This window comes from Azospira sp. (genome assembly GCF_030247495.1).
Lineage (GTDB): Bacteria > Pseudomonadota > Gammaproteobacteria > Burkholderiales > Rhodocyclaceae > Azospira > Azospira oryzae.
On record NZ_JAOTRW010000003.1, the window covers coordinates 49458 to 74259 of the forward strand.

Annotated in this window: 20 protein-coding genes and 1 tRNA gene; 12 read left to right on the forward strand and 9 right to left on the reverse strand. The window is 67.5% G+C overall.

Translation table 11 applies throughout. The features are described from left to right. Positions 1-9 precede the first annotated feature (9 nt). Entirely contained in the window at positions 10-651 is a 642-nt protein-coding gene (locus OEL49_RS03720) for a response regulator (RefSeq protein ID WP_287874019.1), read from the reverse strand. Positions 652-854: 203 nt separating this feature from the next. On the opposite strand from OEL49_RS03720, the gene OEL49_RS03725 reads away from it, so the two are divergent. From OEL49_RS03725 to OEL49_RS03735, 3 genes are read left to right on the forward strand one after another with little or no spacing between them, the layout of a single operon-like run. Next, positions 855-1895, forward strand: a complete 1041-nt coding sequence (locus tag OEL49_RS03725) for an HD domain-containing phosphohydrolase (RefSeq protein ID WP_287874020.1) — start codon at positions 855-857, stop codon at positions 1893-1895. Positions 1896-1936: 41 nt separating this feature from the next. Further along, positions 1937-3100, forward strand: coding sequence for an FIST signal transduction protein (locus OEL49_RS03730; RefSeq protein WP_130458090.1), 1164 nt, complete (start codon positions 1937-1939; stop codon positions 3098-3100). 5 nt (positions 3101-3105) lie between these two features. After that, positions 3106-6186, forward strand: a complete 3081-nt coding sequence (locus OEL49_RS03735) for a hybrid sensor histidine kinase/response regulator (protein WP_014236939.1) — start codon at positions 3106-3108, stop codon at positions 6184-6186. Positions 6187-6225: 39 nt separating this feature from the next. Here OEL49_RS03735 and OEL49_RS03740 read toward each other — a convergent pair whose 3' ends face one another. Then, positions 6226-6588, reverse strand: coding sequence for a response regulator (locus OEL49_RS03740; RefSeq protein ID WP_043798013.1), 363 nt, complete (start codon positions 6586-6588; stop codon positions 6226-6228). Next, positions 6585-8261 carry an ATP-binding protein gene (locus OEL49_RS03745; protein WP_014236941.1) on the reverse strand — a complete coding sequence of 559 codons (1677 nt, stop codon included), beginning with the start codon at positions 8259-8261 and terminating at the stop codon, positions 6585-6587. Before OEL49_RS03745 ends, OEL49_RS03740 begins: the two co-directional genes overlap by 4 nt. 190 nt (positions 8262-8451) lie before the next feature. Here OEL49_RS03745 and OEL49_RS03750 point away from each other — a divergent pair, with 190 nt between their 5' ends. Beyond that, on the forward strand, positions 8452-9696 hold the full coding sequence (locus OEL49_RS03750) for an HD-GYP domain-containing protein (protein ID WP_014236942.1): 1245 nt from the start codon (positions 8452-8454) through the stop codon (positions 9694-9696). Between the two features lie 323 nt (positions 9697-10019). Continuing rightward, the gene (locus OEL49_RS03755) at positions 10020-10298 is read left to right on the forward strand and encodes a type II toxin-antitoxin system HicA family toxin (protein WP_130458093.1); all 279 of its coding nucleotides are present in this window, start codon (positions 10020-10022) and stop codon (positions 10296-10298) included. Positions 10299-10429: 131 nt separating this feature from the next. Here the strand turns inward: OEL49_RS03755 and OEL49_RS03760 are convergent, their stop codons facing one another. The 3 genes from OEL49_RS03760 to OEL49_RS03770 are packed head-to-tail and all read right to left on the reverse strand — an operon-like array spanning position 10430 to position 16352. Continuing rightward, positions 10430-11932 carry an efflux transporter outer membrane subunit gene (locus OEL49_RS03760; RefSeq protein ID WP_130458094.1) on the reverse strand — a complete coding sequence of 501 codons (1503 nt, stop codon included), beginning with the start codon at positions 11930-11932 and terminating at the stop codon, positions 10430-10432. Further along, positions 11929-15063, reverse strand: a complete 3135-nt coding sequence (locus tag OEL49_RS03765) for an efflux RND transporter permease subunit (RefSeq protein ID WP_287874021.1) — start codon at positions 15061-15063, stop codon at positions 11929-11931. The genes OEL49_RS03760 and OEL49_RS03765 overlap by 4 nt, the downstream gene beginning before the upstream one ends. Before the next feature lie 29 nt (positions 15064-15092). Then, positions 15093-16352, reverse strand: a complete 1260-nt coding sequence (locus tag OEL49_RS03770; RefSeq protein WP_287874022.1) for an efflux RND transporter periplasmic adaptor subunit — start codon at positions 16350-16352, stop codon at positions 15093-15095. Positions 16353-16522: 170 nt separating this feature from the next. Here OEL49_RS03770 and OEL49_RS03775 point away from each other — a divergent pair, with 170 nt between their 5' ends. Then, positions 16523-17137 carry a TetR family transcriptional regulator gene (locus OEL49_RS03775; RefSeq protein ID WP_014236947.1) on the forward strand — a complete coding sequence of 205 codons (615 nt, stop codon included), beginning with the start codon at positions 16523-16525 and terminating at the stop codon, positions 17135-17137. After that, positions 17137-17469: a YnfA family protein gene (locus tag OEL49_RS03780; protein WP_287874023.1), complete on the forward strand. Its 333-nt coding sequence runs from the start codon at positions 17137-17139 to the stop codon at positions 17467-17469. The genes OEL49_RS03775 and OEL49_RS03780 overlap by 1 nt, the downstream gene beginning before the upstream one ends. A 66-nt stretch (positions 17470-17535) precedes the next feature. Here OEL49_RS03780 and OEL49_RS03785 read toward each other — a convergent pair whose 3' ends face one another. Next, positions 17536-17709: a hypothetical protein gene (locus tag OEL49_RS03785; RefSeq protein ID WP_165397423.1), complete on the reverse strand. Its 174-nt coding sequence runs from the start codon at positions 17707-17709 to the stop codon at positions 17536-17538. 147 nt (positions 17710-17856) lie between these two features. On the opposite strand from OEL49_RS03785, the gene OEL49_RS03790 reads away from it, so the two are divergent. From OEL49_RS03790 to OEL49_RS03805, 4 genes are all read left to right on the forward strand, one after another. Then, positions 17857-18441: a TetR/AcrR family transcriptional regulator gene (locus OEL49_RS03790; protein ID WP_287874024.1), complete on the forward strand. Its 585-nt coding sequence runs from the start codon at positions 17857-17859 to the stop codon at positions 18439-18441. Between the two features lie 97 nt (positions 18442-18538). Continuing rightward, the gene (locus OEL49_RS03795; RefSeq protein ID WP_287874025.1) at positions 18539-19621 is read left to right on the forward strand and encodes an alkene reductase; all 1083 of its coding nucleotides are present in this window, start codon (positions 18539-18541) and stop codon (positions 19619-19621) included. 69 nt (positions 19622-19690) lie between these two features. Next, a complete protein-coding gene (locus OEL49_RS03800) occupies positions 19691-20620 on the forward strand; it encodes a DMT family transporter (RefSeq protein WP_287874026.1) in 930 nt (309 codons plus the stop codon). Next, on the forward strand, positions 20617-21618 hold the full coding sequence (locus OEL49_RS03805; RefSeq protein WP_205230330.1) for an LLM class flavin-dependent oxidoreductase: 1002 nt from the start codon (positions 20617-20619) through the stop codon (positions 21616-21618). Before OEL49_RS03800 ends, OEL49_RS03805 begins: the two co-directional genes overlap by 4 nt. Positions 21619-21814: 196 nt before the next feature. On the opposite strand, the gene OEL49_RS03810 is transcribed toward OEL49_RS03805, so the two are convergent. Then, a tRNA-Arg gene (locus OEL49_RS03810) sits at positions 21815-21889 on the reverse strand. A 235-nt stretch (positions 21890-22124) separates the two neighbouring features. Here OEL49_RS03810 and OEL49_RS03815 point away from each other — a divergent pair. Then, positions 22125-24161: a methyl-accepting chemotaxis protein gene (locus OEL49_RS03815; RefSeq protein WP_287874027.1), complete on the forward strand. Its 2037-nt coding sequence runs from the start codon at positions 22125-22127 to the stop codon at positions 24159-24161. 64 nt (positions 24162-24225) lie between these two features. Here OEL49_RS03815 and OEL49_RS03820 read toward each other — a convergent pair whose 3' ends face one another. After that, a complete protein-coding gene (locus OEL49_RS03820) occupies positions 24226-24723 on the reverse strand; it encodes a YbaK/EbsC family protein (protein WP_287874028.1) in 498 nt (165 codons plus the stop codon). Positions 24724-24802 lie beyond the last annotated feature (79 nt).

The window sequence follows — 24802 nt, forward strand, 5'->3', positions numbered from 1 at the left end:
CGGCCGCGCTTAGGAGACCATGCCGTGCTGCATCGCATAGCGGGTCATGCCCGCCACATCCCGCACGCCGAGGCGCTCCATCAATTGGGCCCGGTGGAATTCCACGGTCTTGGGGCTGATGCTCAGTTCCCGGGCGATTTCCTTGGTGGTGCGGCCCAGGGCCACCAGCCGCAGGATCTGCTCCTGGCGCGGCGTCAGCTGGGGCGGCGGCAGCATTTCGCGGCGGTCCGTGCGCATGGCGTCCAGCAATTGCTGCTGGATTTTCGGCGACAGGTAGCAGCTGCCGTCCATCACCTTGTCCAGGGCCAGCTGCAGCTCGGCGAGGACGAAATCCTTGAGCAGGTAGCCGTGGCACCCCGCCTCCAGGGCCGCCTCCACCACCTCGCGGCGGTCGATGCCGGAGAGCACCATCAGCTTGGTTTCCGGCGATACCGTGCGGATCTGGCGCATGGCCTCGATGCCCGACAGGTTCGGCATGTCGATGTCCAGTACCGCCACGTCGGGTTTCAGGGCCTGGGTCCGTTCCAAGGCTTCCAGGCCGTCGGCGCATTCGGCCACCACCACGTATTCGGGCAGGGTCTGGATCAGGGAGCGGATGCCGGCACGCACCAGCAGTTGGTCGTCGGCGAGCAGCAGGCGGATGGCAGGCATTGTGTCCGTCATAGGGGCTGGCAATCGGATGGGGGCCGTTGGAGGGATGGGAACCTGATGGCCAAGTGTAGCATCCTGTCAGGTGCCCGGCATGTTCCCACAGGCCGCGGCGGCCCGGCAGGAACTTATGCACAATCGGCCCGGGGGGGCGGTTCCATAATGGGCGCATCTGCCATCGCCAATGTAGCCGGGAAGGTCGCGCCGTGGAGCTGAATCTGGTCGTCATCGACGATTCCGAAATCAACCTGACCCTGTTCCGCGTCCTCGCCGAACGGATCGAGGGGGTGCGGGTCCGTGGCTTCCTTTCCTCCAGCGAGGCCCTGGCCTGGTGCGAACAGGGGCAGGCGGACGTGGTGGTGGTCGATTACATGATGCCGGCGCCGGACGGCCTGGAATTCATCCGCCACTTCCGCCAGCTGCCGGGCATGGCCGAGGTGCCGCTGATCATGGTCACCGCCAACAACCTGCGGGACGTGCGCTGTCGTGCCCTGGAGCAGGGGGCCTCCGATTTTCTCAACAAGCCGGTGGACAAGGACGAGTTCCTCGCCCGGGTGCGCAACATGTGCGCCCTGCGCCGCAGCCAGCGGCAGCTGGCGGACCGGGCGGCCTGGCTGGCGGAGGAGGTGGCCAAGGCCACCGCCGGCCTCCTGGAGCGGGAGCGGGAGACCACCGTCTGCCTGGCCAAGGCCGCCGAATACCGGGACCCGGAGACGGGCGCCCACATCCTGCGCATGGCCCACTATTCGGTGCTCATCGGCCGCCAGCTGGGGCTGGCGCCGGCGGAGCTGGAGATGCTGCTGGAAGCGGCGCCCATGCACGACGTGGGCAAGGTGGGGACGCCGGACCTGATCCTGCTCAAGCCCGGGCGCCTGACCCCGGCCGAATTCATGATCATGCAGCAGCATGCCGAGCAGGGTTACGAGATACTGCGCCAGGCCCGTTCCCCGGTCCTGGCGATGGCGGCGGTGATCGCCCGGGCCCATCACGAGAAGTGGGACGGCAGCGGCTATCCCCAGGGACTCAAGGGCGAGGCCATTCCGCTCCTGGGGCGCATCGTGGCGGTGGCGGACGTCTTCGACGCCCTGACTTCGCCCCGTCCCTACAAGCAGGCCTGGCCCCTGGCCCAGGCCCGGGAATACCTGGAGCAGAATGCCGGCAGCCATTTCGACCCCCGCTGCGTCGAAGCCTTCCTGGCGGCGTGGGACGAAGTGCTGGCAATCCGGGAGCGCTTCCAGGACCAGTAGCATCGAGAGAAGACAAGAAAAGAGCAGAGGAGGAATCAGTCATGCGCGTTCTTCAGATCCACCTTCCCGTGGCCCGGGAGCCGGCCCACATCCGGGCCGCCCTGGCGCCCCTGCAGGCCATCGAGCCCCAGCTGCTGCTGGTGTTCTTTGCCGCCGAACGTCTGGCCGATGGCGCTTTCACCGCTCTCCTGGCCGAAGTCTTTCCCGGTGCCCTGCGCATCGGTTGCAGCACTGCCGGCGAGATCGTCGGCGAGGAAGTGTGCGAAGGCAGCATCGTCGTCACCGCCGTCCATTTCGACGCCACCACGGTGCGGGAGGTGACCACGGAGCTGGCCTGCATGGCCGATTCCGGTGCCGCCGGCGAGCGCCTGGCGGCCCAGTTGCCGGGAGAGGGGCTGCGGGCGGTGCTGGTCTTTGCCCAGGGCGTGGCCATCAACGGCAGCGCCCTGGTGGCCGGCATGAGCCGCCAACTGCCGCCCGGCGTGGCCGTCAGCGGCGGCCTGGCCGGCGATGGCGGCGCCTTTTCCCGCACCTGGGTGCTGTCGTCCCAGGGCGTGGCCGAGCACCGGGTGGTGGCGGTGGGGCTCTACGGCCAGGCCCTGCGGGTGGGCCACGGCTCCTTCGGCGGCTGGGAGCCCTTCGGCCCGGCGCGCAAGGTCACCCGCTGCGAGAACAACGTGCTCTACGAACTGGACGGGGAGCCGGCCCTCGACATCTACAAGCGCTACCTGGGCGAATACGCCCGGGACCTGCCCGCCTCGGGCCTGCTCTTCCCCTTTTCCATGGCCGACAAGGACCGTTCCAGCGTCGGCCTGATCCGCACCATCCTGGGGGTGGATGAAGCCTCCGGTAGCCTCATCCTGGCCGGCGAAATCGATCCGGACGGCTACCTCAAGCTCATGCACGCCAATCCCAATGCCCTGGTGGACGGGGCCCAGCGGGCGGCGGAAATGGCCCGGGCCATGGTGCCCGGGGAGGCCCTGGCGATCCTGGTCAGCTGCGTCGGACGCAAACTGGTGCTGGGCGGCCGGGTGGACGAGGAGGTGGAGGCGGTGGCCGATGTCTTCGGCCGCAACTGCACCCTCACCGGCTTCTATTCCTACGGCGAGATCAGCCCCTTCAATGCGGCCCCAGGCGCCGTTGGCCCCGATTCCTGCCGCCTGCACAACCAGACCATGACCATCACCCTGCTGACCGAGGTCTGAGGGCCATGCACCGCCTGCTGCTGCGCCAGTTGAAAGGCTCCCTCGGGGTGGCGGGCGAGGCGGAACTGCAACCCCTGTGCGACAAGCTGCTGCACCTGGCGGCCCGGGAGGACATCGCGCCGGATGTGGCGGTGGCCCTGGCGGGCCTGCCGGCCTTCCTGCGCCGGGTGGGGGAGGCCTATGCCCAGGCGGAGCGGGACCAGGCCCTGCGTACCCGCAGCCTGGAACTGTCGTCGGAGGACCTGAACCGGGCCTATGCCCGCCAGGAGCAGGAACTGGTGGCACGGGAGCAGTCCATCGCCTCCCTGCGGGAAACCGCCAACCGCCTCCTCGGCCAGATGGGACTGCCGGCCCTGAGCCCGGAGGATGCCAGCCTGGAATCCCTCTCCCAGCTGATGGACACCCTGGTGCGGGAGCGGGAGTCGAGCCGCATCCGCCTGCACCAGGCCCATTCCAGCCTGGAGCAGCAGAAGTTCGCCCTGGACCAGCACGCCATCGTCAGCGTCACCGACGTGGAAGGCTTCATCATCGAGGCCAACGACCGCTTCTGCGAAATCAGCGGCTATTCCCGGGAGGAACTGGTGGGGCGCAACCACCGGGTGGTCAAGTCCGGCATCCATCCCCCCGCCTTCTACCAGGAGATGTGGGACACCATCGTCCATGGCCGGGTGTGGCAGGGCGAGGTCTGCAACCGCAGCAAGGACGGCCGCCTGTATTGGGTCAGCGCCACCGTGGTGCCCTTCTTCGACGACCTGGGCGTGCCCTACCAGTACATCGCCATCCGCACCGACATCACGGCGCGCAAACTGGCCGAGGCGCGCCTGGACGAGCAACTGCACTTTTCCCGCCAGGTGCTCGACACCCTGCCGGTTCCCCTCTATTTCAAGGACACCCAGGGCCGTTACCAGGGCTTCAACAAGGCCTTCGCCGATTTCTTCGGCATCGAGCCGAGCCTCTGGATCGGCCGCCACGTGCGGGACCTGCTGCCGCCGGAACTGGCCGAACAGCACGTGGCCCGGGATGAGGAGGTGTTTGCCCGGGGCGGGCGGCAGAGCTACGAAATCGAGCTCATCACCCCTGCCGGCGCCCGCTACGACACCCTCTACAACAAGGCGGCCCTGACCCGGCCGGACGGCAGCGTGCGCGGCCTGGTGGGCACCATCATGGATATCTCCGAGCGCAAGCGCTGGGAGGCGGAAATCCTGCGGGCGAAGGAGGCGGCCGAGAATGCCAACCGGGCCAAGAGCGACTTCCTGGCCAACATGAGCCACGAAATCCGCACCCCCATGAACGGGGTCATCGGCATGACCGAGCTGGCCCTGGATACGGAGCTGACCGAGGAACAGCGGGACTATCTGGAAGCGGTACAGATGTCCGCCAACGCCCTGCTGTCGATCATCGACGACATCCTGGACTTCTCCAAGATCGAGGCCGGGCGGCTGGATGTGGAACTGATTCCCTTCGACCTGGAGAAGGTCTGCGCCGATGCCCTGCGCACGGTGGCGGTGCGGGCCGACCAGAAGGGCCTGGAACTGCTGGCCCGGCGCGGTCCCGGGGTGCCGCGGCGATTGCTCGGCGATCCGGGGCGCCTGCGCCAGATCCTGCTCAATCTGCTGGGCAACGCCATCAAGTTCACCGAGCGGGGCGAGATCGAGGTGGCGGTGGAACTGGCTGAACCCGGGGCGGCGGGGCAGGTGCTGTACTTTTGCGTCAGCGACACGGGCATCGGCATTGCCCCGGAAAAGCAGGAGCACATCTTCGAGGCCTTCGCCCAGGAAGACAGTTCCACCACCCGGCGCTTCGGCGGCACCGGCCTGGGACTGACCATCTGCAGCCGCCTGTGCGAACTGATGGGGGGGCGCATCTGGGTGGACAGCGTGCCCGGCCAGGGCAGCGCCTTCCATTTCACCCTGCAGCTACCGACGGACGGGGCGGCCGCGCCAGAACCGGAACGCCGCCTGTCCGGCAAGCCGGCCCTACTGCTGGTGGTGGCCAATGCCCGCCAGCGTTGTCGCCTGCAGGGGCTGCTGGCGTCCTGGGGGGCGACGGTGGTGGCTGCGGCCAGCGGTGCCGAAGGGCTGGCCTTGCTGGAACAGGGGCAGTGGGACGGCGTGGTGGCCGATTCCCGTCCGGTCGACGGCGACGCTGGGGACCTGCTCGAGCACCTGGCCCGGAGTCCCGGCCGGGTGCCGCTGCTGATGCTGCTCAGCCCCAGCCGCATGCGCCAGGAGATCGCCCGTTGCAAGGCTTTGGGCGTGGGACATTACCTCGGCAAGCCGGCCCTGGCCGACGAGCTGTGGCGCAGCCTGCAGGCATTGCTGGAGCCCGCCGTGGCCGGGGTCCCCGCCACGGTGGCGGAGGCTGCCGGCACGCCGCCGGCAGGCCTGGAGGTGTTGCTGGCGGAAGACCATCCGGTCAACCAGCAGCTCATGCGCAACATGCTGGAACGCATGGGCCACCGGGTGACCCTGGCCCGCCACGGCGGGGAGGCGGTGGCGGCAGCGGCCCGCCGGCGCTTCGACCTGGTGCTGATGGACATGCAGATGCCGGAGATGGGGGGCGAGCAGGCGACCCGCCTGATCCGGGCCGACGAACAGGCCAGGGGCCTGGCGCCTCTGCGCATCTACGCCCTGTCGGCGGCGGCGCGGCGGGAGGACCGGCAACGGGGGCTGGTGGCCGGCATGGACGGCTACCTGCTGAAGCCCCTACAGCAGAAGGACCTGCAGGAAGTGCTGGCGGGTCTGGCCCGGCCCGGGCAGGAAGAGGGGGGCTTCGACTACGGCAGGATGCTGGAAGGGGCCGACAGGGACGTGCTGCAGATCATCGGCGACGTCTTTCCCGGATTGGCGCGGCTGGAAATGGCCGCGATGGAGGAGGCCCTGGCCGCGGCTGACTGGGAGCGCCTGGGGCGGGTGGCCCATTCCCTGCGCGGTGCGGCGGCCAATTTCGGCCCTTCGCCGCTGGTGCAGCAGGCGACCGAGGTGGAGCGCCTGGCGCCCCACCAAGCGGTGCAGCCGGCCCATCTGGCGGAACTGCGGCTGGCGCTGGAGGCGTTGCTGCAGGGCTTGCAGCAGTTCGACCGCTAGGGGCGGCGCTGCTGCCGCGGGAGTTGGTGCGGTGGAACCCTACTGGGCCATGCCCAGGGCCTGCAACAGGCCTTCCCGGTTGATGGGCTTGATCAGCAGGTCGTCGAAACCCGCTTCCATGATCTGGTTCTTCTCGCTGGCAAAGGCGTGGGCGGTGTAGGCGATGATGTGCAGGCCCCGGGTCCTTTCCTCTTCCCGCAGGCGCTGGCAGACCTCGATGCCGGTCATGCCGGGCATGCTCACGTCGAGCAGCACATGATCCACCTCCGGCGTCCGGGCCAGGCATTCCAGGGCCGCCTCGCCGGAGTCCGCTTCCAGCACCTCGATCCCCAGCTTGCTGAGGATGGCGCGGGGCAACATGCGATTGACCTTGTGGTCGTCTACCACCAGCACTTTCATCATTCCTCCTTCTCGCCGATGGGCAGCGTGAAGTAGAACTCGCTGCCCCGGCCCGGTTCGGATTGTAGCGTCAGGCGTCCGCCCATCAGTTCCACCAGCTGGCGCGACAGGGCCAGGCCCAGGCCGCTGCCGCCCTGGCGCCGGGTGGCGAAGCTCTCGCCCTGGCGGAACTTGTCGAAGATCGTCTCCTGATCCGCCGGGGCGATGCCGGGGCCGCTGTCGCGCACCGCAAAGCGGATGCGCTTGCCATCCCTGCGTACGCTCACGTCCACTGTACCCCGATCGGTGAATTTCACCCCATTGTGCACCAGATTGTTGAGCACCTGGGTCAGGCGCAGGTGGTCGCACAGCAGCTGCCGGGGCACGTCCCGGTCGATTTCCAGGTTCAGGGCCAGGCCCTTGCCGTCGGCCTGGGGCTGGTGGGCCTGCACCACCCGCTGCAACAGGGGCTGGAGCGGCTCCAGGGTCGGCGCCAGTTCGAAGCGCCCCGCTTCGATCTTGGCCAGGTCGAGGATGGAGTTGACCAGTTCCAGCAGGTGGCTGCCGCTGCTGTGGATGGTGCCGGCGTATTCCCGCAGGTCCTGGTCGTCGGTGCTTTCCTGCAGCAGTTCGGCATAGCCGATGATGCCGTTGAGGGGCGTGCGCAGTTCGTGGGACATGGAGGCGAGGAACTCGGACTTGAGCCGGTTGGCCTCTTCCGCCTTGGCCCGGCTCTGTTCCAGGCGCGCCAGCAGCAGGCCGATGCCCCAGGAGAAGGCCAGCACGATGAGGGTGACGAGGCCGCCGAAGGCCAGGTAGCTCCAGGCCCGGTGCCGGGTTTCGGCCAGGGCCTCGTTGCGGTCGCTGCCGACGATCACCATCAGGGGATAGTCGAAAAGGACCCGGTAGGCGAAGAAGCGGTCGATCTTGTCGATGCTGCTGGTGAGTTCCAGGGTGCCGCTGGCCTCCTTGCTGGCTGCCGTCAGGATGGGGCTGTTGGCCAGGCTCTGGCCCACCTGTTCATCCTTGCCCGACTTGCGGGCGCGGACGATGCCGTCCAGCCCCAGCAGGGTGATGACGCTGTGGGGGCCCAGGTTAACGTCGGCATAGAGCTGGGTGAAGTAGAGGGGGTCCAGGGAGACCACCACGACGCCGCCGAAACTGCCGTCCGGCTTGTTGATGCGGCGGGTCAGCTGCAGCGACCATTTACCCGAGGCCCGCCCCAGCACCGGCTTGCTGACGAAGAGCTGGCCCGTGTCGCGGGCGATGTGCACGCGGAAATGCTCCCGGTCCGAGAGGTCCAGCACCTTGTGGTTGGGCAGGTTGGAGAGGATGTATTTGCCGTGCTCATCGATGATGCCCAGCTGGTTGAAGAGATTGGAGAAGATCATCCCGTCCCGCACGTAGGCGGCGATGTCCACCTTCTCCGGATGCCGCTCGTACTGGTACTTGAGGAACATCACCGCCTGATCCACGCTCTTCAGGGTGCGCAGGGTGTGCTCTTCCAGGGCCCGGGCCAGGTTCAGGTTGTCCTGGTTGATGGAGGCGATTTCCAGGCTTTCCTCGTTGTGGATCTTGAAGGTGATGGCGCACCAGTTGAGCACCAGCAGGGCCAGGGCGAAGGTCCACACCAGGCGCCGCCCCTGGGCCGAGGCGGAGTGGGGATTGCTGGCGGGTGGGCGGGACAGTTCGGGCATCGGTGTCAGCTTCAAGGGATGACGTGGGTATCCGGATAACGGATTCCAGTATATTGAAACGGACAAAATACGGTCCCGGGTGAAACCCTAGGTCGGACCCCGGGGAATCTCCCTGAAAAAGGGCATTTCTCCTCGTGCCGCCAGCCCTTACGTGGTCTACAATGCCGCCAGCCCTCACTCACCGATAGCCATGCAGCGTGTCAGCATCAACCGGCTCCAGCCCGGCCTCTTCATCTCCCTGTCCCATGTGGGCTGGGTGCGCCATCCCTTTTTGCTCAACGAGTTCCGCATCTCCAGCGAGAAGCAGATCCAGGTCCTGAAGGAAATGGGCCTGGAGGACGTGCCCTGGGATCCCCAGCGCAGCACCACCGTGCCCCTGCCCGAAGTGGCCCGCAGCGCCGCGCCGGAAGAGGTGGATTTCGGTGCGGCGGCCCTGGCCGGCATGCTCGACGAGAAGAAACTGCGCATGGAGCGGGTGCGGCGCCAGCGGGAACGCCTGGCCCGGCGCGAGCGGGAATACGATCAGGAAATCAGCGCCGCCTCGGAAATCCTCAAGACCCTCGGCCCCCAGCCGGCGGAGGCCCACGCCGAAGCCCAGAAGCTGGCCAGCCGCATCGTCGATGGCCTGATGGGCTCGGAGAGCGTGGTCATCCAGCTGATGAGCCAGAAGGTGCGGGAGGCAGGCCTGGCCTTCCACTCCATCAACGTCATGGTGCTGTCCCTGCTGCTGGGCAAGGCGGCGGAGCTGTCGGCAGAGGAGATGAAATACCTGGGGGTGGGCGCCCTGCTGCACGACGCCGGCAAGACCGAGATTCCTCCCCGCATCCTGCGCGCCACCACCCGCACCCCGCCGGAAGAGGAGTACTACCGGGCCCACGTGGGCTACGGCATCAAGGCCGTGGCCGGGGCCAAGGGCATGGCCGTGCCGGCCCGCAACATCATTGCCTGCCACCATGAGCGCTGGGACGGCAACGGTTTCCCCAACCGCCTGGCCGGAGACAAGATTCCCCGTCTGGCCCGCATCGCTGCCCTGGCCAATCGCTACGACAACCTGTGCAACCCCTTCGACATCCAGAGCGCCAAGACCCCGGCGGAGGCCCTGGGCCATCTCTTCAAGAAGGAAAGCGGGGCCTTCGATCCGGATCTGCTGCAACGTTTCGTCAAGGTGCTGGGGGTCTATCCGCCCGGCACCTTCGTCACCCTCTCCAACGGCGCCGTGGGCCTGGTGGTGGAAAGCAACCCCAACCGCCTGCTGCAGCCCCTGGTGATGCTCTACGACGCCGATATTCCCCGCCATGAGGCCCTCATGCTCGACCTCAAGGAAGCCGAGCTGAATGTGGAGAGCACTCTCAACCCGGCCAACATGCCCCTGGAAGTGGTGGAGTATCTGGCGCCCCGGGGCCGCATCGACTACTACGTCGAAGGAGCGCCGTAAGGATTTTCCCCGTAGGCTTTCCGTGGCGGCTGTGCTAGTCTGGAACTGTGTCGTGGCTGGCGGCACCCACGATGGCAGTTGGCAGTCGCCGTGTTTCAAGGAGACCCTATGACCGTTGCAGATAGGCTTGTCTTTTGAGATTACCGGGTAACACCAACGACGGCGAAAAGCCGGATTCCCGAGCCTGAAGGGCCAGGGAGGCAGCAACGGAAAGCCCATGCGATTTTTGCATGGGCTTTTTCTTTGGCGCTCGCAAAGACGGCTAGCTTGGCCTGGCGCGGCGCGTAGAATGGGGCGGTGATCTTCCCTTGCGGAGTACTGCCATGAGCCACAAGCACGCCAACCTGTTGCGCAGTATTTTCCAGGACCCCTTGAGCGCCAACATCCACTGGCGCGAGGTCGAATCCCTGCTGCACCATCTGGGGGCCGCCGTCGAGCCGACCCACGGCGCCCGCTACCGGGTGGTGCTGAACAAGGTGGAAGGCTTCTTCCACCATCCCCACAACAGTTCCACCTGCTCCAAGACCGACATCAAGCAGCTGCGGGAATTCCTGGGGCACGCCGGCGTTTCTCTTTCCGCCTACGAAAAGGGGCCGGACTGAGACGCAGGGCCCGGTCGCGCCGTGCGGCGCCACGGGACGCTGTTCCGTATCCGTCAAAAAAAAGCCCCTCCGGCGCATGCGGGAGGGGCTGAAGAAGCCGGCGGGGGTGCCGGCCTCGGGGGTTGTGAGCCTTACTGGCCGGCCTTGGCCACCGGCGCGGCGGCCTGGTCGTTGCCGGAGTTCTTCAGGGATTCGGCCTTGAAGTCGTCCTTCCAGCCGCCGCCCAGGGCCTTGAACAGGTCCACGGCGGAGGTCAGGCGGGCCTGGCGGGTGCTGACGTAGTCCAGCAGGGCGTCGTTGGCGCTGCGCTGGGCGTCAAGCACTTCGAGGAAGGCGGAATAGCCGGCCTCGTAGCGTAGCTGGGCCAGTTCCAGGGTCTTCTGGGTGGCCTGCACCCGCTTCTCCTGGGCCCGTTCCCCTTCGCCGTTTTCCCGCAGTCCCACCAGGGCGTCGTTCACTTCCTTGAAGGCGGTCTGCACCGTCTTCTGGTAGCTGATCAGAGCCTGTTTCTGCTTGGCCGTGGCCTGGTCGATCCGGGCTGCGTTACGGCCGAAGTCGAAGATGGGCATGGTGGCGGCCAGGCCCAGGGACCAGGCGCCGGCGGCCGAGGTGAACAGGTTGGTGAGGGCGGCGCTCTCGCTGCCCAGGCTGCCGGTGAGGGACAGGCTGGGGTAGAGGGCGGCCTTGGCGACGCCGATCTTGGCATTGGCTGCCACCAGGGTCTCCTCGGCCTGGCGGATGTCCGGGCGGGCTTCCAGCAGGGAGGAGGGCAGGCCTGCCGGGGGCACCGGCGGCAGGGGCAGCTGGCGCAGGTCGCCGGCGGCGATCTTCAGATCGGGCTTGCCGGTGAGCAGGGCCAGCTGGGTCTCGGCCACGGCCCGCTGCCGGCGCAGGCTGGCTGCCTGGGCCTGGGCGGTGGCCAGGGTGCTTTCGGCCTGGTGCAGGTCCAGGGGCGAGGCGCTGCCGGCTTCCTGCTTGCTCTTGACGATGTCCAGGGCCTTTTCCCGGGTAGTTACGGTGTCCCGGGTCAGGGCCAGGTCGGCGTCGGCGGCGCGCAGGGTGAGGTAGGCATTGGTCACCAGGGAGGCGACGGACAATTCCACCGTGTCCCGGGCGTAGCGGCTGGAGAGCAGCTGGGCCCGGGCGGCCTCGTTGGCGCGGCGCAGCTTGCCCCACACGTCGATCTCGAAGGAGGTGCTGAGGCTGGCCTTGCGGCTGTCCCGCAGACGCTGGGTATTGGCCGCCGGCAGGGGATCGGTCTTCATGCTGATCTCGTTGCGGCCGCCGCTGGCGTTGGCGTCGATCTGGGGGAAGAAGGCGGCGCCCGCTTCCCGGGCCACACCCTCGGCCTCTTCCACCTGGGCCACGGCCAGCAGCAGGTCGTGGTTGTGTTCCTGGGCCTGGCGCACCAGGTCGTTCAGGGTGGCGTCCTGGAACAGCTTCCACCATTCCTTTTCCACCGGCGCCTGGGCCGCCGGGGCGGCTTCGGCGGTGGCCACGTAGGCTTCCGGCAGGGTGGCTTCGGGGCGCTTGTAGTCAGGGCCCACGGCGCAGCCGGCGAGGGCCAGCAGGGTCAGGGTGGCGACCAGGCCCTGGCTCAGGGCGAAGGGGGCGTGGGATGCAGGGCGGCTCATTGGCCTTCCTCCTTGTTATCGTGCGCAACGTGGTGGTAGGAGCCTTCCGGCAGGTTGGCACGGCGGCCCGACAGCCAGGTGAAGAACATGGGAATGAAGATGGTGGCGATGAAGGTGGCGGCCAGCATGCCCCCGAACACGCCCGTGCCCATGGACTTGCGCGCCGCGGCGCCGGCCCCGGTGGCCTTGACCAGGGGGAAGACGCCGAGGATGAAGGCCAGGGAGGTCATGACGATGGGGCGGAAGCGCAGGCGGGCACCTTCCAGGGCCGCCTCCAGCACGCCGAGGCCTTCCGCCCGCTTCTGGGCGGCGAACTCGACGATCAGGATGGCGTTCTTCGCCGCCAGGCCGATCAGCACCACCAGGCCGATCTGGAAGTAGATGTCGTTGGGCATGCCGCGGATCATCACTGCCGCCAGGGCGCCGAAGAGGGCGAAGGGCACGGCCAGGATCACCGCCAGGGGCAGGGACCACTTCTCGTACTGGGCCGCCAGGATCAGGAACACCATGATGATGCCGAAGCCGAAGGCGACGGCGGAAGTGGTGCCGGTGCGCTTTTCCTGGAAGGCCTGGCCGGTCCATTCCAGCTCGTAGCCGGCGGGCAGGGTTTCCTTGGCCACTTCCTCAACGATCTTGATGGCGTCGCCGGTACTGACCTTGGGCACGGAGCTGCCCATGACCTTGGCGGAGAGGAAGCCGTTGAAGCGTTCCAGCTGTTCCGGGCCGACCACGGACTTGACCTTGATCAGGGCCGAGACGGGCACCATGGAACCGCTGCTGCTCTTCACGTACACCCGGCCCAGGTCTTCCGGCTTGGAGCGGAACTGGCCGTCGGCCTGGAGCTGCACCCGGTAGGTGCGGCCGTTGAGGTTGAAGTCATTGACGTAGAGGGTGCCCATGGTGGCCTGCAGCGTCTGGTACACGTCGCTGACGGCGATGCCCATGGAGATGGCCTTGGCTTCATTGACCTCGACGCTCAGCTGGGGCGAGGTGGGGCGGAAGAAGGTGTTGATGCCCACCAGTTCCTGACGCTTCTTCAGGCCTTCCATGAACTGCTGCACGACACCGGAGAGCTTCTGGGGATCGGCATCGCCGCGGGCCTGGATGTAGGCTTCGAAACCGCCGGCGTTGCCCAGGCCGCGGATGGCGGGCGGGTTGAACACCAGGCCGAGGCCGTCCGGCAGCATCATGCCCATGCCCATGAACTTCTTCGCCAGGTCGTCGGCGCCGGCCTTGCGTTCGTCCCAGTCCTTGAGCGGGATGAAGACGGTGCCGGCATTGGGCTTCATGCCGCCGCCGATGATGTCGTTGCCGGCGATGACGAAGACCCGGTCCACTGCCTCGTCCTGCTTGATCATGGACTGGAACTGGTCGCCGGTGGCGCGGGTGCGCTGCAGGCTGGCGCCGTCGGGCAGCATCAGGGCGCTGATCAGGTAGCCCTGGTCTTCCGCCGGCACGAAGCCGCCGGGCACGGCGCGGAACATGAAGAAGCTGCCGCCGAGGATGACGACGCAGGCCACGGTACCGATGATGCGGTGATGCAGGGTCTTGTTCACCGTGTCGGTGTAGGACTTGGTGAAGCGCTCGAAGAGGCGGTTGAAGGGACGGAAGATAGCCGGCTCTTCATGCTTGGGCTGCAGCAGCAGGGCGCACAGGGCCGGCGTCAGGGTCAGGGCGACGATGCCGGAGAGGGTGACGGAGATGGCCACGGTGACGGCGAACTGCTTGTACAGCATGCCGGCGATGCCGCCGAGGAAGGCGACGGGGATGAACACCGCGCACAGCACCAGGACGATGGCCACCACGGCGCTGGAAACTTCGCGCATGGCTTCGATGGCCGCTTCCTTGGGCGCCATCTTCTCTTCCCACATCAGGCGCTCGACGTTCTCCAGCACCACGATGGCATCGTCCACCACGATACCGATGGCCAGCACCATGGCGAACAGGGTCAGGGTGTTGATGGAGAAGCCGAACAGCCACAGGCCGGCGAAGGTGCCGATCAGGGAGACGGGCACGGCCACCAGGGGAATCACCGTGGCGCGCCAGTTCTGCAGGAAGACGAAGACGACGATGGCCACCAGGATCAGGGCTTCCACCAGGGTGTGCACCACTTCGGTGATGGAGGCCTGGACGAACTTGGTGGTGTCGAAGGGCACCACGTAATCCACGTCGCTGGGGAACTTCTGCTTCAGTTCGTCCATGCGCAGCTTGACCTTCTTGGCCACGTCCAGGGCGTTGGCGCCGGACTGCAGGAAGATGCCGACGCCGACCACGGGCTTGCCCAGCAGGGCGGTGGAAGCATCGTAGTTCTGCGCGCCCAGCTCGACCCGGGCCACGTCCTTCAGGTACAGGGCGCCCTTGGGGCCGTCGGCGCGGATGACGATGTTGCCGAACTGCTCCGGCGTCGTCAGGCGACCCTTGGCGGTCACCGTGTAGACCAGCTGCTGGCCGTTGGGGGCCGGCTCCTGGCCGATCTTGCCGGCGGCGTTCTGCTTGTTCTGGGCGGCGATGGCGTTGGAGATTTCTGTCGTCGTCACCCCCAGCTGGGCCATGCGGTCGGGCCGCAGCCACAGCCGCATGGAGTAGTCCATGGCACCGAAGATCTGGGCGTCGCCGACGCCGGGAATGCGCTTCAGGTCGTCCAGGATATTGACCAGGGCGTAGTTGGACAGGTACAGGGGCGTGCGGGTGCCTTCCGGCGAGGTGATGGCAGCCACCATCAGGATGTCGTTGGAACGCTTCTGCACGGTCACGCCGTACTGGCGCACCACGTCCGGCAGGCGCGGCTCGGCGATCTTGACCCGGTTGTTCACGTTCACCGTGGCCATGTCCACATCGGTGCCGACCTCGAAGGTGGCGGTGATGGAGAGGGAGCCGTTGGCGGAGGCCGTGGAGTTGAAATACATCAGGTTTTCAACGCCGGAGAGCTGCTCCTCGATGGGGGCGGCGACGGTCTTGGCCAGGGTTTCGGCGGAGGCGCCGGGGTAGGAGGCGGAAATGATCACCGTCGGCGGCGCGATTTCCGGGTACTGGGAAATGGGCAGCACCCGGGATGCCATGATCCCGGCGATGACGATGACGATGGAGATGACCGATGCGAAGATCGGTCGATTGATGAAAAAGCGTGACATGTTGGGTTCGAATCCCTTTCTGGCTCAGCTTATTGCTTGCCTTGGGCAGCAGGCTGGGCGGGCGTCTTGGCGGCATCACCCTCGGCGCCCTTGGCAGGCGCGGCGGCGGGGGCGGCATCGGCCGGCTTGGCGGCGGCAGGCTGGCCCTGGGCCGGGGTGCCCGGAGCGGCGCCAGGGGCGCCGGGTGCAGCCTGGGGACCGTGGGGCGCCACGGGCGCACCGGGGCGGGCCTTCATCAGGTTGTCCACGATCACCTTGTCGCCGGCCTTGAGGCCGCCGGTGATGACCCAGTCCTTGCCGCGCCATTCGGCGGTCTGCACCGGGCGCGGGGCGACCTTGCTTTCGGCGTCCACCACCATCACCAGGCGGGCCTGTTCGGTCTGCATGACGGCAGCCTGGGGCACCAGGAAGACGCCTTCCCGGTTGCCGGTGAGCAGGCGCACGCGCACGAACTGGCCGGGCAGCAGCTTGCCCTCGGCGTTGTCGAACTCGGCGCGCAGCTGCTGGGTGCCCAGGGTGGTGTCGATGGTGGAGGCGAGGAAGTTGATCTTGCCCGGCTTGTCATAGACGCTGCCGTCGGGAAGGATCAGTTCGACGCCGCTGACCATCTCGGCCTTCAGCTGGCCGCCGGGCAGGTTGGCGGTGTCGGACTCGGAGAGGCCGAAGCGCACCCACATCGGATTGGCCTGGTACACGGAGGTGAGCAGGCTGGCATCGGAGGTGTTGATGAGGTTGCCTTCGGACTTCACGGCCCGGCCGGAGGTACCGGAAACGGGGGCGGTGACGGTGGTCCAGGACAGGTTCAGCTGGGCCTGGCGCAGGGCGGCCTGGGCGATGGCGTTGTTGGAGGCCGCATCGTCGTATTCCTTCTGGCTCACGGCCTGGCGGGCCAGCAGGCCCTTCAGGCGGCCTTCTTCCCGGGCCGTCTGCTCGGCCTTGGCCTTGGCTTCGGCCAGGGCGATCTCGTAGGGCGCCCGGTCGATCTGGAACAGGGGCTGGCCGGCCTTCACCAGGGCACCTTCCTGGTACAGGCGCTTCATCAGGATGCCGCCCACCCGGGCGCGCACTTCCGTTTCCTTGGCACCTTCGGTCTGGGCCATCAGCTCCAGGGAGGCCGGCAGGTTCTGGGGCTGCACTTCCAGCACGGTCACCGGCAGGGCCTGGGGGGCGCCACCCTGGGGGGCTGCGTTTTCACCGGAACAGGCAGCCAGGCCGAGGGCCAGCACCAGGGCGGCGGCAGCCGGCCGCAGGCGGAGGAGGGGGGCGGGGAATTGTTGGGTGGACGACATGAGTGGAGCTCCGGACTTTGAATTATGCTGATGATTATATACAATCAAGGTTGTATGTAAATCGACCTATTTGTAACGTTGTGTATCAAACGGCCCGGCAAACACTTGGTGTGCAGGCGGGGCCAATGGTTCGCGGAGCGGCGCCAGGCGCCGTTCCAGAGGAAGGAAGCATGGTCAGGAAAACCAAGGCCGAGGCGGAACAGACCCGGCGCGAAATCATCGATGCGGCCCGCTGCGTATTCCACGAATGCGGCGTCAGCCGTACGTCCCTGGAAAAGATCGCCCGGGTGGCCGGAGTAACCCGGGGCGCCGTCTATTGGCATTTCGAGAACAAGGCGGAACTGTTCTTCGCCATGCGGGAAGATTCCCTGGCGGTGCTGGACGAGGTGGATGCCTACCTGGATTCGCCGGATCTCCCGAATCCCCTCGACGGCATCGAGCAGAGCCTGCTGGCATTTTTCCGCATCATCGACGGACGTTCGGAAGTCCGTCAGGTTTTCGAGATTATGACCCTGCGCTGCGAGTATGTGGATGAATTTGCGCAGGTGCTGCAGGAAGTCAACAAACCCTGCATGGACTTCCTCGCCAAGCTCATCCGCTCCTACCAGCGTGCTGCCGACAAGGGCTACCTGCGCCCCGGCCTGGACCCGGAGGGGGCCGCCTACGACACCCTGTCCTTCACCGCCGGCCTTTTCAACAACTGGCTCTCCAGCCAGCCCGGCGACCTGCTGCGTCTCAAGGTGCCGGACATGATCCGCCAGCACCTGCTGCTGCGGCGCCCCTGATGCCCGCCCTGCAGACCCTGCTGCTGTTCGTCGCCACCGCCGTGGCGGAAATCGTCGGCTGCTACCTGCCCTGGCTGTGGCTGAAAAAGGGCGGCTCGGTCTGGCTGCTGCTGCCGGCGGCCTTCAGCCTGAGCCTGTTCGCCTGGCTGCTGACCCTCCATCCCCAGGCCGCCGGCCGCACCTACGCGGCCTACGGCGGCGTCTACATCGGCGTGGCCCTGCTCTGGCTGTGGCTGGTGGACGGCATCCGCCCCACCCTGTGGGACGGAGTCGGCGCCACGGTGGCCCTGGCCGGCATGGCCATCATCATGTTCGCCCCCCGCTCCGCCTGAGCCTTGTGGCCCCGGCCATGAAAAAAGCCCGCTGCTGCGGGCTTTTTTGCGACCGGACGGTCCTCTTCAGTGTTCCTGCCGACAAAGACAGTGGTGATGGGGGTGGTAGATGAAGTCGGCGCAGGTGGCCGGGTGGTCGGCGGGGAAGTACTCCAGGTGGGCCGTGCAGGCCACCATGCCCGGCTCTTCAGCCACTTCCAGGGCGTGCTTGCAGTCGATGCAGGTGGGGGGAGGGGCCATGGTCGGCGCGGCTGGATGGTTCATCGTAGAAGTATATCGCCTCGTTCCCGGCGTCGGGGTATGAGATAAGTCACGCCGATGGCGGCTTCCCTTCGGCCTCGATTCATCAGCTAGACGACTGGTCTAATTGTTGGTATCGTGGCGGCCATGAACACTCGCTACGACAATACCCGTCAGCACATCCTGGACAGCGGCAAGGGGCTCATCGCCGGCAAGGGCTTTTCTTCCGTCGGCCTCAATGAAATCCTTAAGACCGCCGGGGTGCCCAAGGGCTCCTTCTACCACTACTTCGAGTCCAAGGAGCAGTTCGGTCAGGCCCTGCTGCAGGACCACTTCGCCGGCTACCTGGAGCGCATCGACGAGCTGAGCCGGGACCCTGCCGCCAGCGGCCGGGAACGGCTGGAACGCTACTGGCAGCGCTGGATGGATGCCCAGAGCGACGGCTGCAATGCCCAGAAGTGCCTGGTGGTGAAGCTCAGCGCCGAAGTGGCCGATCTCTCCGACGCCATGCGCATCACCCTGCGGGACGGTACCGAGCAGATTGTGGCCCGCCTGGCGGCCCTGGTGGAAGCCGGCGTGGCCGATGCCTCCCTGCCGCCCCTGGAGCCCCGGGAGACGGCCCAGACCCTGTACCAGCTGTGGCTGGGCGCCAGCCTGCTGGGCAAGCTGCACCGTAACCGGGCCTCCCTGGAGAACGCCATGGCCTTCACCCGCAAGATGCTGACCCCCTGAGTTTTCCCCCGGGGCCGCCCCGGTGGCGGCCCTTTTATTGTTTCGCAGTCATAGACGACCGGTCTAATCAGCAACATCCTTTTCGAGGAGCCAATCCATGCCTTCCCTGTTCGATCCCGTCACCGTCGGCGACATTTCCCTGGCCAACCGCATCGTCATGGCCCCCCTGACCCGCAACCGGGCCATCGCCGGCAACAAGCCCGGCCCCCTGACGGTGGAGTACTACCGCCAGCGCGCCAGTGCCGGCCTCATCATCGCCGAGGCCAGCCCCATCAGCCCCATGGCCCAGGGCTACCTGGACACCCCGGGCATCTACAGCGAGGAGCAGGTGGCGGCCTGGCGCCAGGTGACCGACGCCGTCCATGGCGCCGGCGGCCGCATCGTCCTGCAGCTGTGGCACGTGGGCCGCATCTCCCACTCCTCCCTGCTGCCCGGCGGCGCCGCTCCGGTCTCCTCCACCGCCCGTCCTGCCCCCACCAAGACCTTCACCAAGGAAGGCTTCGTGGATGTGTCCGCGCCCCGTGCCCTGGCCGACGAGGAACTGCCGGCCCTGGTGGAGGACTACCGCCAGGCTGCCCGCAACGCCATCGCCGCCGGCTTCGACGGGGTGGAAGTGCATGGCGCCAACACCTATCTGCTGGAACAGTTCCTGCGCGACAGCGTCAATGACCGCAGCGGCCCCTATGGCGGCTCCATCCCCAACCGGGCCCGGCTGCTGCTGGAAGTGGTGCGGGCCGTAGCCGGGGAAATCGGCGCCGGCCGCACCGGCCTGCGCCTGAGCCCCCTCACCACCTTTGCTGCGCCCCTGGACAGCAATCCCCAGGCCCTCTACGGCCATGTGGTGGAGCAGGTGGCGCCCCTGGGCCTGGCCTACCTGCACGTCATTGAAGGCGAGACCGGCGGCCCGCGCCAGCCCGAAGGCGCTCCCGCCTTCGACTACGAGGCCCTGCGCCGGGCCTTCGGCGGCACCTGGATGGTGAACAACGGCTATAGCGGCGCCAGCGCCGAAGCGGCGGTGGCCAGTGGCCATGCCGACCTGGTGGCCTTCGGCCGGCCCTTCATCAGCAACCCGGACCTGCCGCGCCGCCTCAAGAGCGGTGCCCCTCTCAACGAACTGCGGGCCGACAAGCTGTACGGCGGCGGCGCCGAGGGTTACACCGACTACCCGGCCCTGGCCTGAGCACCGGCCCAGCCCACGCCGCGGCGGCTTCGGCCGTCGCGGCGCCTTCATTCTTTTGACGGAATTTCCATGAACGCCTATCGCCGCTGGCTGCCGCTCCTGGCCCTGGTCGTCCTTTCCCTCACCTGGGGCTACACCTGGGTCCTGGCCAAGCAGGGCCTGGCCCATGCCGCCCCCTTCGCCTTCGCCGCGGAGCGATGTATCGGCGCCGCCCTGGCCCTGGTGGTGGTGCTGCGCCTGCTGGGCAAGCCCCTCAGGCTGGTGGCCCCGGGCCAGACCCTGGCCATCGGCCTGACCCAGGTGGCCGGCTTCATGGTCTTCCAGACCTGGGCCCTGGTGGAAGGGGGGCCGGGCAAGACCGCCGTGCTCATCTTCACCATGCCCATCTGGACCCTGCTGCTGGCCTGGCCCATCCTGGGCGAGCGGGTGCGGGGCAAGCAGTGGCTGGCCGCCGGCAGCACCCTGGCCGGCCTTCTGCTCATCATCGCGCCCTGGGACATGCATTCGAGCCTCTTCAGCAAGTTCCTCGGCCTCATGGCCGCCCTCTGCTGGGCCGTCGGCACCATCCTCATCAAGCGCCTGCGCGGTGCCCAGCCGGTGGACCTGCTGGTGCTCACCACCTGGCAGATGATCATCGGCGCCGTACCCCTGACCCTGCTGGCCCTGGTCGTTCCTGAACATCCGACGGACTGGAACCTGTCCTACTTCGGCATCCTCATGTTCATGTCCGTGGCCAGCACGGCCCTCTGCTGGTGGCTGTGGATCTACATCCTGGACCGGGTGCCGGCCTGGGAGGCCAGCCTCTCGGTGCTGGGCACCCCGGTGGTGGCCATCCTTTCCTCCCGCCTGACCTTCGGCGAGGCGTTCCAGGCCAGCGAGGTGGCGGGCATCCTGCTCATCGGCGGCGGCCTGGCCCTGCTCTCCTTCTTCGGCTGGCTGGCCAGCAAACGCAATCCCATCGTGGTCCCGGCGGCGGGGCCGGAAGGAAAAAATCCATGACCACCACCGGCAAGGCCTCCCTCTCCCTGCTCGACCTGGTGACGGTGCGGGAAGGGGGCAGCATCGCCCAGGCCCTGGCCATCGCCCGGGACACCGCCCGTCATGTGGAAGCCCTCGGCTTCACCCGCTACTGGCTGGCCGAGCACCACAACATGCCGGGCATCGCCAGCTCCGCCACCGCCGTGCTGGTGGGGCACATCGCCGGCGCCACCTCCCGCATCCGGGTCGGGGCCGGCGGCATCATGCTGCCCAACCACGCGCCCCTGGTGGTGGCCGAGGCCTTCGGCACCCTGGCCGAACTCTATCCGGGCCGCATCGACCTGGGTCTGGGCCGGGCTCCCGGCACGGACGTGACCACCATGCGCGCCCTGCGCCGGGACCGGGTGGAGACGGAGGCCGACTTCCCCCGGGAGGTGGCCGAGCTGCAGCGCCTGCTGGGTCCCCTGCAGCCGGGCCAGGCCGTGGTGGCGGTGCCCGGGGCCGGCACCCAGGTGCCCATCTGGCTGCTCGGCTCCAGCCTCTTCGCCGCCCGCCTGGCGGCGGCCCGGGGTCTGCCCTATGCCTTCGCCTCCCACTTCGCCCCGGCCATGCTGGACCAGGCGGTGGCCCTCTACCGCCACGAATTCCAGCCCTCCGCCACCCTGCGCCGGCCCCACGTCATGGTGGGCGTGCCCCTGGTGGCGGCGGAGAACGACGCCACCGCCGATTTCCTCGCCAGCAGCAGCCGGCAGCGGGTGCTGGGCATCCTGCGCGGCGACCGGGCCGGCCTGCCGCCGCCCCGGGAGGGTTTCATGGAGAGCCTCCATGCCCATGAGCGGGACGCCATCAATGGTTTCCTCGGCGTCGCCGTGGTGGGCGGGCCGGATACCGTGGCCCGGGGCCTGGCCGCCCTGCAGGCCCGCACCGGGGCCGACGAGCTGATGCTGGTGTGCGACGTGTTCGAGCCGGCCCTGCGCCTGCGCTCCCTGGAGATCGCAGCCCGGGCCTGGGCCGGCTGAAGGCCTGCCCGCCGGGGCAGGCAGGACGGACATTCCCGCCGGTGCAATGCCGGCGGGCGCGCCAATACTGGGTTTCAGGCCGGGATGGCCTGGGGACAAGCGTTAGCAGGGAGTCGGGCCCAGGATTGCCGCAGAACGAGGCGGGACGGGCTAGGTGGGGAGTGCTACGGAGTGTTACAGAGTGGGGCGGCGGGACTGGCGTCCCCGAGTGGAATCGAACCACTAATCTTCCCTTAGGAGGGGAAAGTTATATCCATTTAACTACGGAGACAGCCGCGGGCGCGTATTGTACGCGCAGCCTCCGGCTGCCGCCAGCCGCGCCACAGGCCAGGGTTTTCCCTGGGGCCAGGTCCGGGGTTCGCCATAGGTCATAGCGTGAAATAGTTGTATTACTTTAGTAAAGCAGGGATTAATAATATTGAAACATGCAGCGGCGGTGAGCTGGCCCCGGCACACAGCCATCCCGCCTGGCGGGTAGCCAACCAATAATAAACAAGGGGTTCAATATGCTCGACCTATACCGCAGACTGCCCATCGCCCGACAGATCATCATCGTCGCGGCCTCCCTGCTTGTCATCATCTTCACTGCCATGACCGTCATGGCCACCTCCATGGCTTCCCGTTCGGCGGTGGCCCTGGCCGAATCCGACCTGAAGGAACAGATGAGTATCCTGCAGGACACCCTGGACAGCGTCTTCGACAGCGTTCTGGCCCGGGGCGAGCGGCAAATGAATTTCTTCCGTCGCCAGCTGCCCGGCGATTTCAACCTGGGCTCGGGCATGGTCCGCACCGGCAACGTGGACCTGCCGGTGATCCGGGCCGGCGGCGAAGTGCTCAACGCCAACCGCAAGATGCTGCTGGCCTTCCAGGAACTGACCGGCGAGGATGCGGCCGTTCTGGCCGTGCATGAAGGCAAGCTGTACCGGGCCGCCACCCTGCTGAAGAAGGACGGTGTCTATCAGGACGGCACCGAAATCAAGGCCGGCGACCCGGTGGCCGACGCCATCCTGCAGGGCAAGGACTACGGTGGCCTGGCCATCCGCAACGGCACCTATTACTTCAGCACGGTGAAGGCGCTGAAGACGGTGGAGGGCAAGGTCTACGGCGGTATTTCCGTGCGCATCAAGCTGGACAGCGAACTGCGGGATGTCCGGGCCCTCTTCGGCAAGGTCAAGGTGGCCGATACCGGTTACGTCTACATCGCCCGCCAGACCAAGGACGACAAGACCCTGGTGGAATTCGTGGCCCACCCCACCCTGGCCGGCAAGACCCTGGAAGGCATGGACGGGGAGACCCGGGACAGCATCGCCAAGGCCGTGGCCGGCCCCGACGGTCTGCTCACCTACGAGATGAAGGACGCCAACGGCAAGATGCGCAAGAAGCTGGGCGTGGCCGGCACCTCCTCCCGCTGGGGCTGGCGCCTGGTGGGCGCCTCCTGGGAGGACGAGTTCCTCGCCGAGAGCATGAAGCTGCGCAATTTCCTGGTCATTTCCAGCATCGTCGCGGCCCTGCTTTCCTGTGCCGTGATCTTCTTCCTGGTCAATGTGCGCCTGAAGCCCTTGTCCGAGTTCATGGTGCAGATGGACCGCCTCGGCGCCGGGGACCTGACCATCAGCGTGCGCGATGCGGACGGCAACAGCGGCAACGAGGTGCAGCGCCTGGGGCACTCCCTCAACGTGACCGCGGCCAATGTGCGCAGCCTGGTGGGCGAGATTTCCGCCGCCGCCGGTCGCGTCAATGCGGCCGCCTCCGAAGTGGAAAATGCCTCCCACCAGGCCATGGAAGCGGCGGAGCAGCAGTCCCAGTCCGCCTCCGGCATGGCCGCCTCGGTGGAGCAGATGTCCGTCAGCATTTCCCACGTGGCCGCCAGCGCCGGCGACGCCGCCCAGGTGGGCGAGGAAGCCGCCGAATCCACCCATCGGGGCCGCAGCATCGTGCAGAAGACGGTGGAGGAAATGGAACGCATCGCCGGCGAAATCGGCCGTTCCGCCGAGGTCATCCACAGCCTGGGCGAGCGCTCCCAGCAGATTTCCGGCATCGTCGGCGTGATCAAGGAAATCGCCGACCAGACCAACCTGCTGGCCTTGAACGCCGCCATCGAGGCGGCCCGGGCCGGGGAACAGGGCCGGGGCTTTGCCGTGGTGGCCGACGAAGTGCGCAAGCTGGCCGAGCGCACCAGTTCCTCCACCCAGGAGATTGCCGACACCATCGCCGCCATCACCGGCGAGACCCAGAGCGCCGTGGCCGGCATGCAGGTGGTCAGCCGCCAGGTGGAAGCCGGCGTGGAAATGGCCCGGGAGGCCGGCGAGGCCCTGCAGGTCATCGATGCCAATACTGAGAAGTCGGTCAGCACGGTGCGCGACATCGCCGACAGCACCCGGGAGCAGAGCGTGGTCAGCCAGGAAATCGCCCGTCTGGTGGAGCAGATCGCCCAGATGGCGGAAGAGGGTAGCGCCACCTCCACCCAGAACACCGAGTACGCCCGCAACCTGCAGAGCCTGGCCCAGGAGCTGCAGACGGCCCTGCAGCGCTTCAAGGTCTGAGGCGGCTCAGCTCGTCCATGGCGGCCCGGCGGGGAAACCTGCCGGGCTTTTTTTTTTGGGCGGCTCAGGCGGTCGGTGCTTCCTGGTGCACGTCGGCCCAGGGCGCGCCGGTGAGACGCTGCAGGTCGGTCGGGGCCAGGGGGAAGACGGAGAAGGGCGTGCCGGCGGCGGCCCAGACGGTGGCAAAGCGCTGCAAGAGACCATCCAGCAGCAGGATCACCTCTCCGGGCTGGCCCAGGGGCGAGACGCCGCCGATGGCGTAGCCGGTGGCCTGGCGCACGAATTCCGCCTCGGCCCGCTCGATGGGGCCGCCCACCAGGGCCTTGACCTTCTTCTCGCTGACCCGCTGGTCGCCACAGGCCACCACCACCACGGCGCGGCCGTCGCTGCGGCGGCGGAAGACCACGGACTTGGCGATTTCCGCCACACTGCAGCCGATGGCCTGGGCGGCTTCGGCGCTGGTGCGGGTGGGCTGGTCGAACTCGACCACGGCGGCGTTGTGGCCGGCGGCCTGGAGCAGGGCCTGCAGGCGCAGGGCGGTGGGGTGGCTGGCAGGTTTCATGGGGCCAAGCTTAAGGCGGCGGCGCTCCACCGGGCAAGCCCGGGGACTGGCCCGCGGCGGGGAAGGCTACAATAGCGGC

What these genes read in the sequence shown, in the direction of transcription:
- OEL49_RS03720 (WP_287874019.1), bottom strand. Translation starts at nt 651, where the DNA reads ATGCCTGCCATCCGCCTGCTGCTCGCCGACGACCAACTGCTGGTGCGT.
- OEL49_RS03730 (WP_130458090.1), top strand. Translation starts at nt 1,937, where the DNA reads ATGCGCGTTCTTCAGATCCACCTTCCCGTGGCCCGGGAGCCGGCCCAC.
- OEL49_RS03735 (WP_014236939.1), top strand. Translation starts at nt 3,106, where the DNA reads ATGCACCGCCTGCTGCTGCGCCAGTTGAAAGGCTCCCTCGGGGTGGCG.
- OEL49_RS03740 (WP_043798013.1), bottom strand. Translation starts at nt 6,588, where the DNA reads ATGATGAAAGTGCTGGTGGTAGACGACCACAAGGTCAATCGCATGTTG.
- OEL49_RS03745 (WP_014236941.1), bottom strand. Translation starts at nt 8,261, where the DNA reads ATGCCCGAACTGTCCCGCCCACCCGCCAGCAATCCCCACTCCGCCTCG.
- OEL49_RS03750 (WP_014236942.1), top strand. Translation starts at nt 8,452, where the DNA reads ATGCAGCGTGTCAGCATCAACCGGCTCCAGCCCGGCCTCTTCATCTCC.
- OEL49_RS03755 (WP_130458093.1), top strand. Translation starts at nt 10,020, where the DNA reads ATGAGCCACAAGCACGCCAACCTGTTGCGCAGTATTTTCCAGGACCCC.
- OEL49_RS03760 (WP_130458094.1), bottom strand. Translation starts at nt 11,932, where the DNA reads ATGAGCCGCCCTGCATCCCACGCCCCCTTCGCCCTGAGCCAGGGCCTG.
- OEL49_RS03765 (WP_287874021.1), bottom strand. Translation starts at nt 15,063, where the DNA reads ATGTCACGCTTTTTCATCAATCGACCGATCTTCGCATCGGTCATCTCC.
- OEL49_RS03770 (WP_287874022.1), bottom strand. Translation starts at nt 16,352, where the DNA reads ATGTCGTCCACCCAACAATTCCCCGCCCCCCTCCTCCGCCTGCGGCCG.
- OEL49_RS03775 (WP_014236947.1), top strand. Translation starts at nt 16,523, where the DNA reads ATGGTCAGGAAAACCAAGGCCGAGGCGGAACAGACCCGGCGCGAAATC.
- OEL49_RS03780 (WP_287874023.1), top strand. Translation starts at nt 17,137, where the DNA reads ATGCCCGCCCTGCAGACCCTGCTGCTGTTCGTCGCCACCGCCGTGGCG.
- OEL49_RS03785 (WP_165397423.1), bottom strand. Translation starts at nt 17,709, where the DNA reads ATGGCCCCTCCCCCCACCTGCATCGACTGCAAGCACGCCCTGGAAGTG.
- OEL49_RS03790 (WP_287874024.1), top strand. Translation starts at nt 17,857, where the DNA reads ATGAACACTCGCTACGACAATACCCGTCAGCACATCCTGGACAGCGGC.
- OEL49_RS03795 (WP_287874025.1), top strand. Translation starts at nt 18,539, where the DNA reads ATGCCTTCCCTGTTCGATCCCGTCACCGTCGGCGACATTTCCCTGGCC.
- OEL49_RS03800 (WP_287874026.1), top strand. Translation starts at nt 19,691, where the DNA reads ATGAACGCCTATCGCCGCTGGCTGCCGCTCCTGGCCCTGGTCGTCCTT.
- OEL49_RS03805 (WP_205230330.1), top strand. Translation starts at nt 20,617, where the DNA reads ATGACCACCACCGGCAAGGCCTCCCTCTCCCTGCTCGACCTGGTGACG.
- OEL49_RS03815 (WP_287874027.1), top strand. Translation starts at nt 22,125, where the DNA reads ATGCTCGACCTATACCGCAGACTGCCCATCGCCCGACAGATCATCATC.
- OEL49_RS03820 (WP_287874028.1), bottom strand. Translation starts at nt 24,723, where the DNA reads ATGAAACCTGCCAGCCACCCCACCGCCCTGCGCCTGCAGGCCCTGCTC.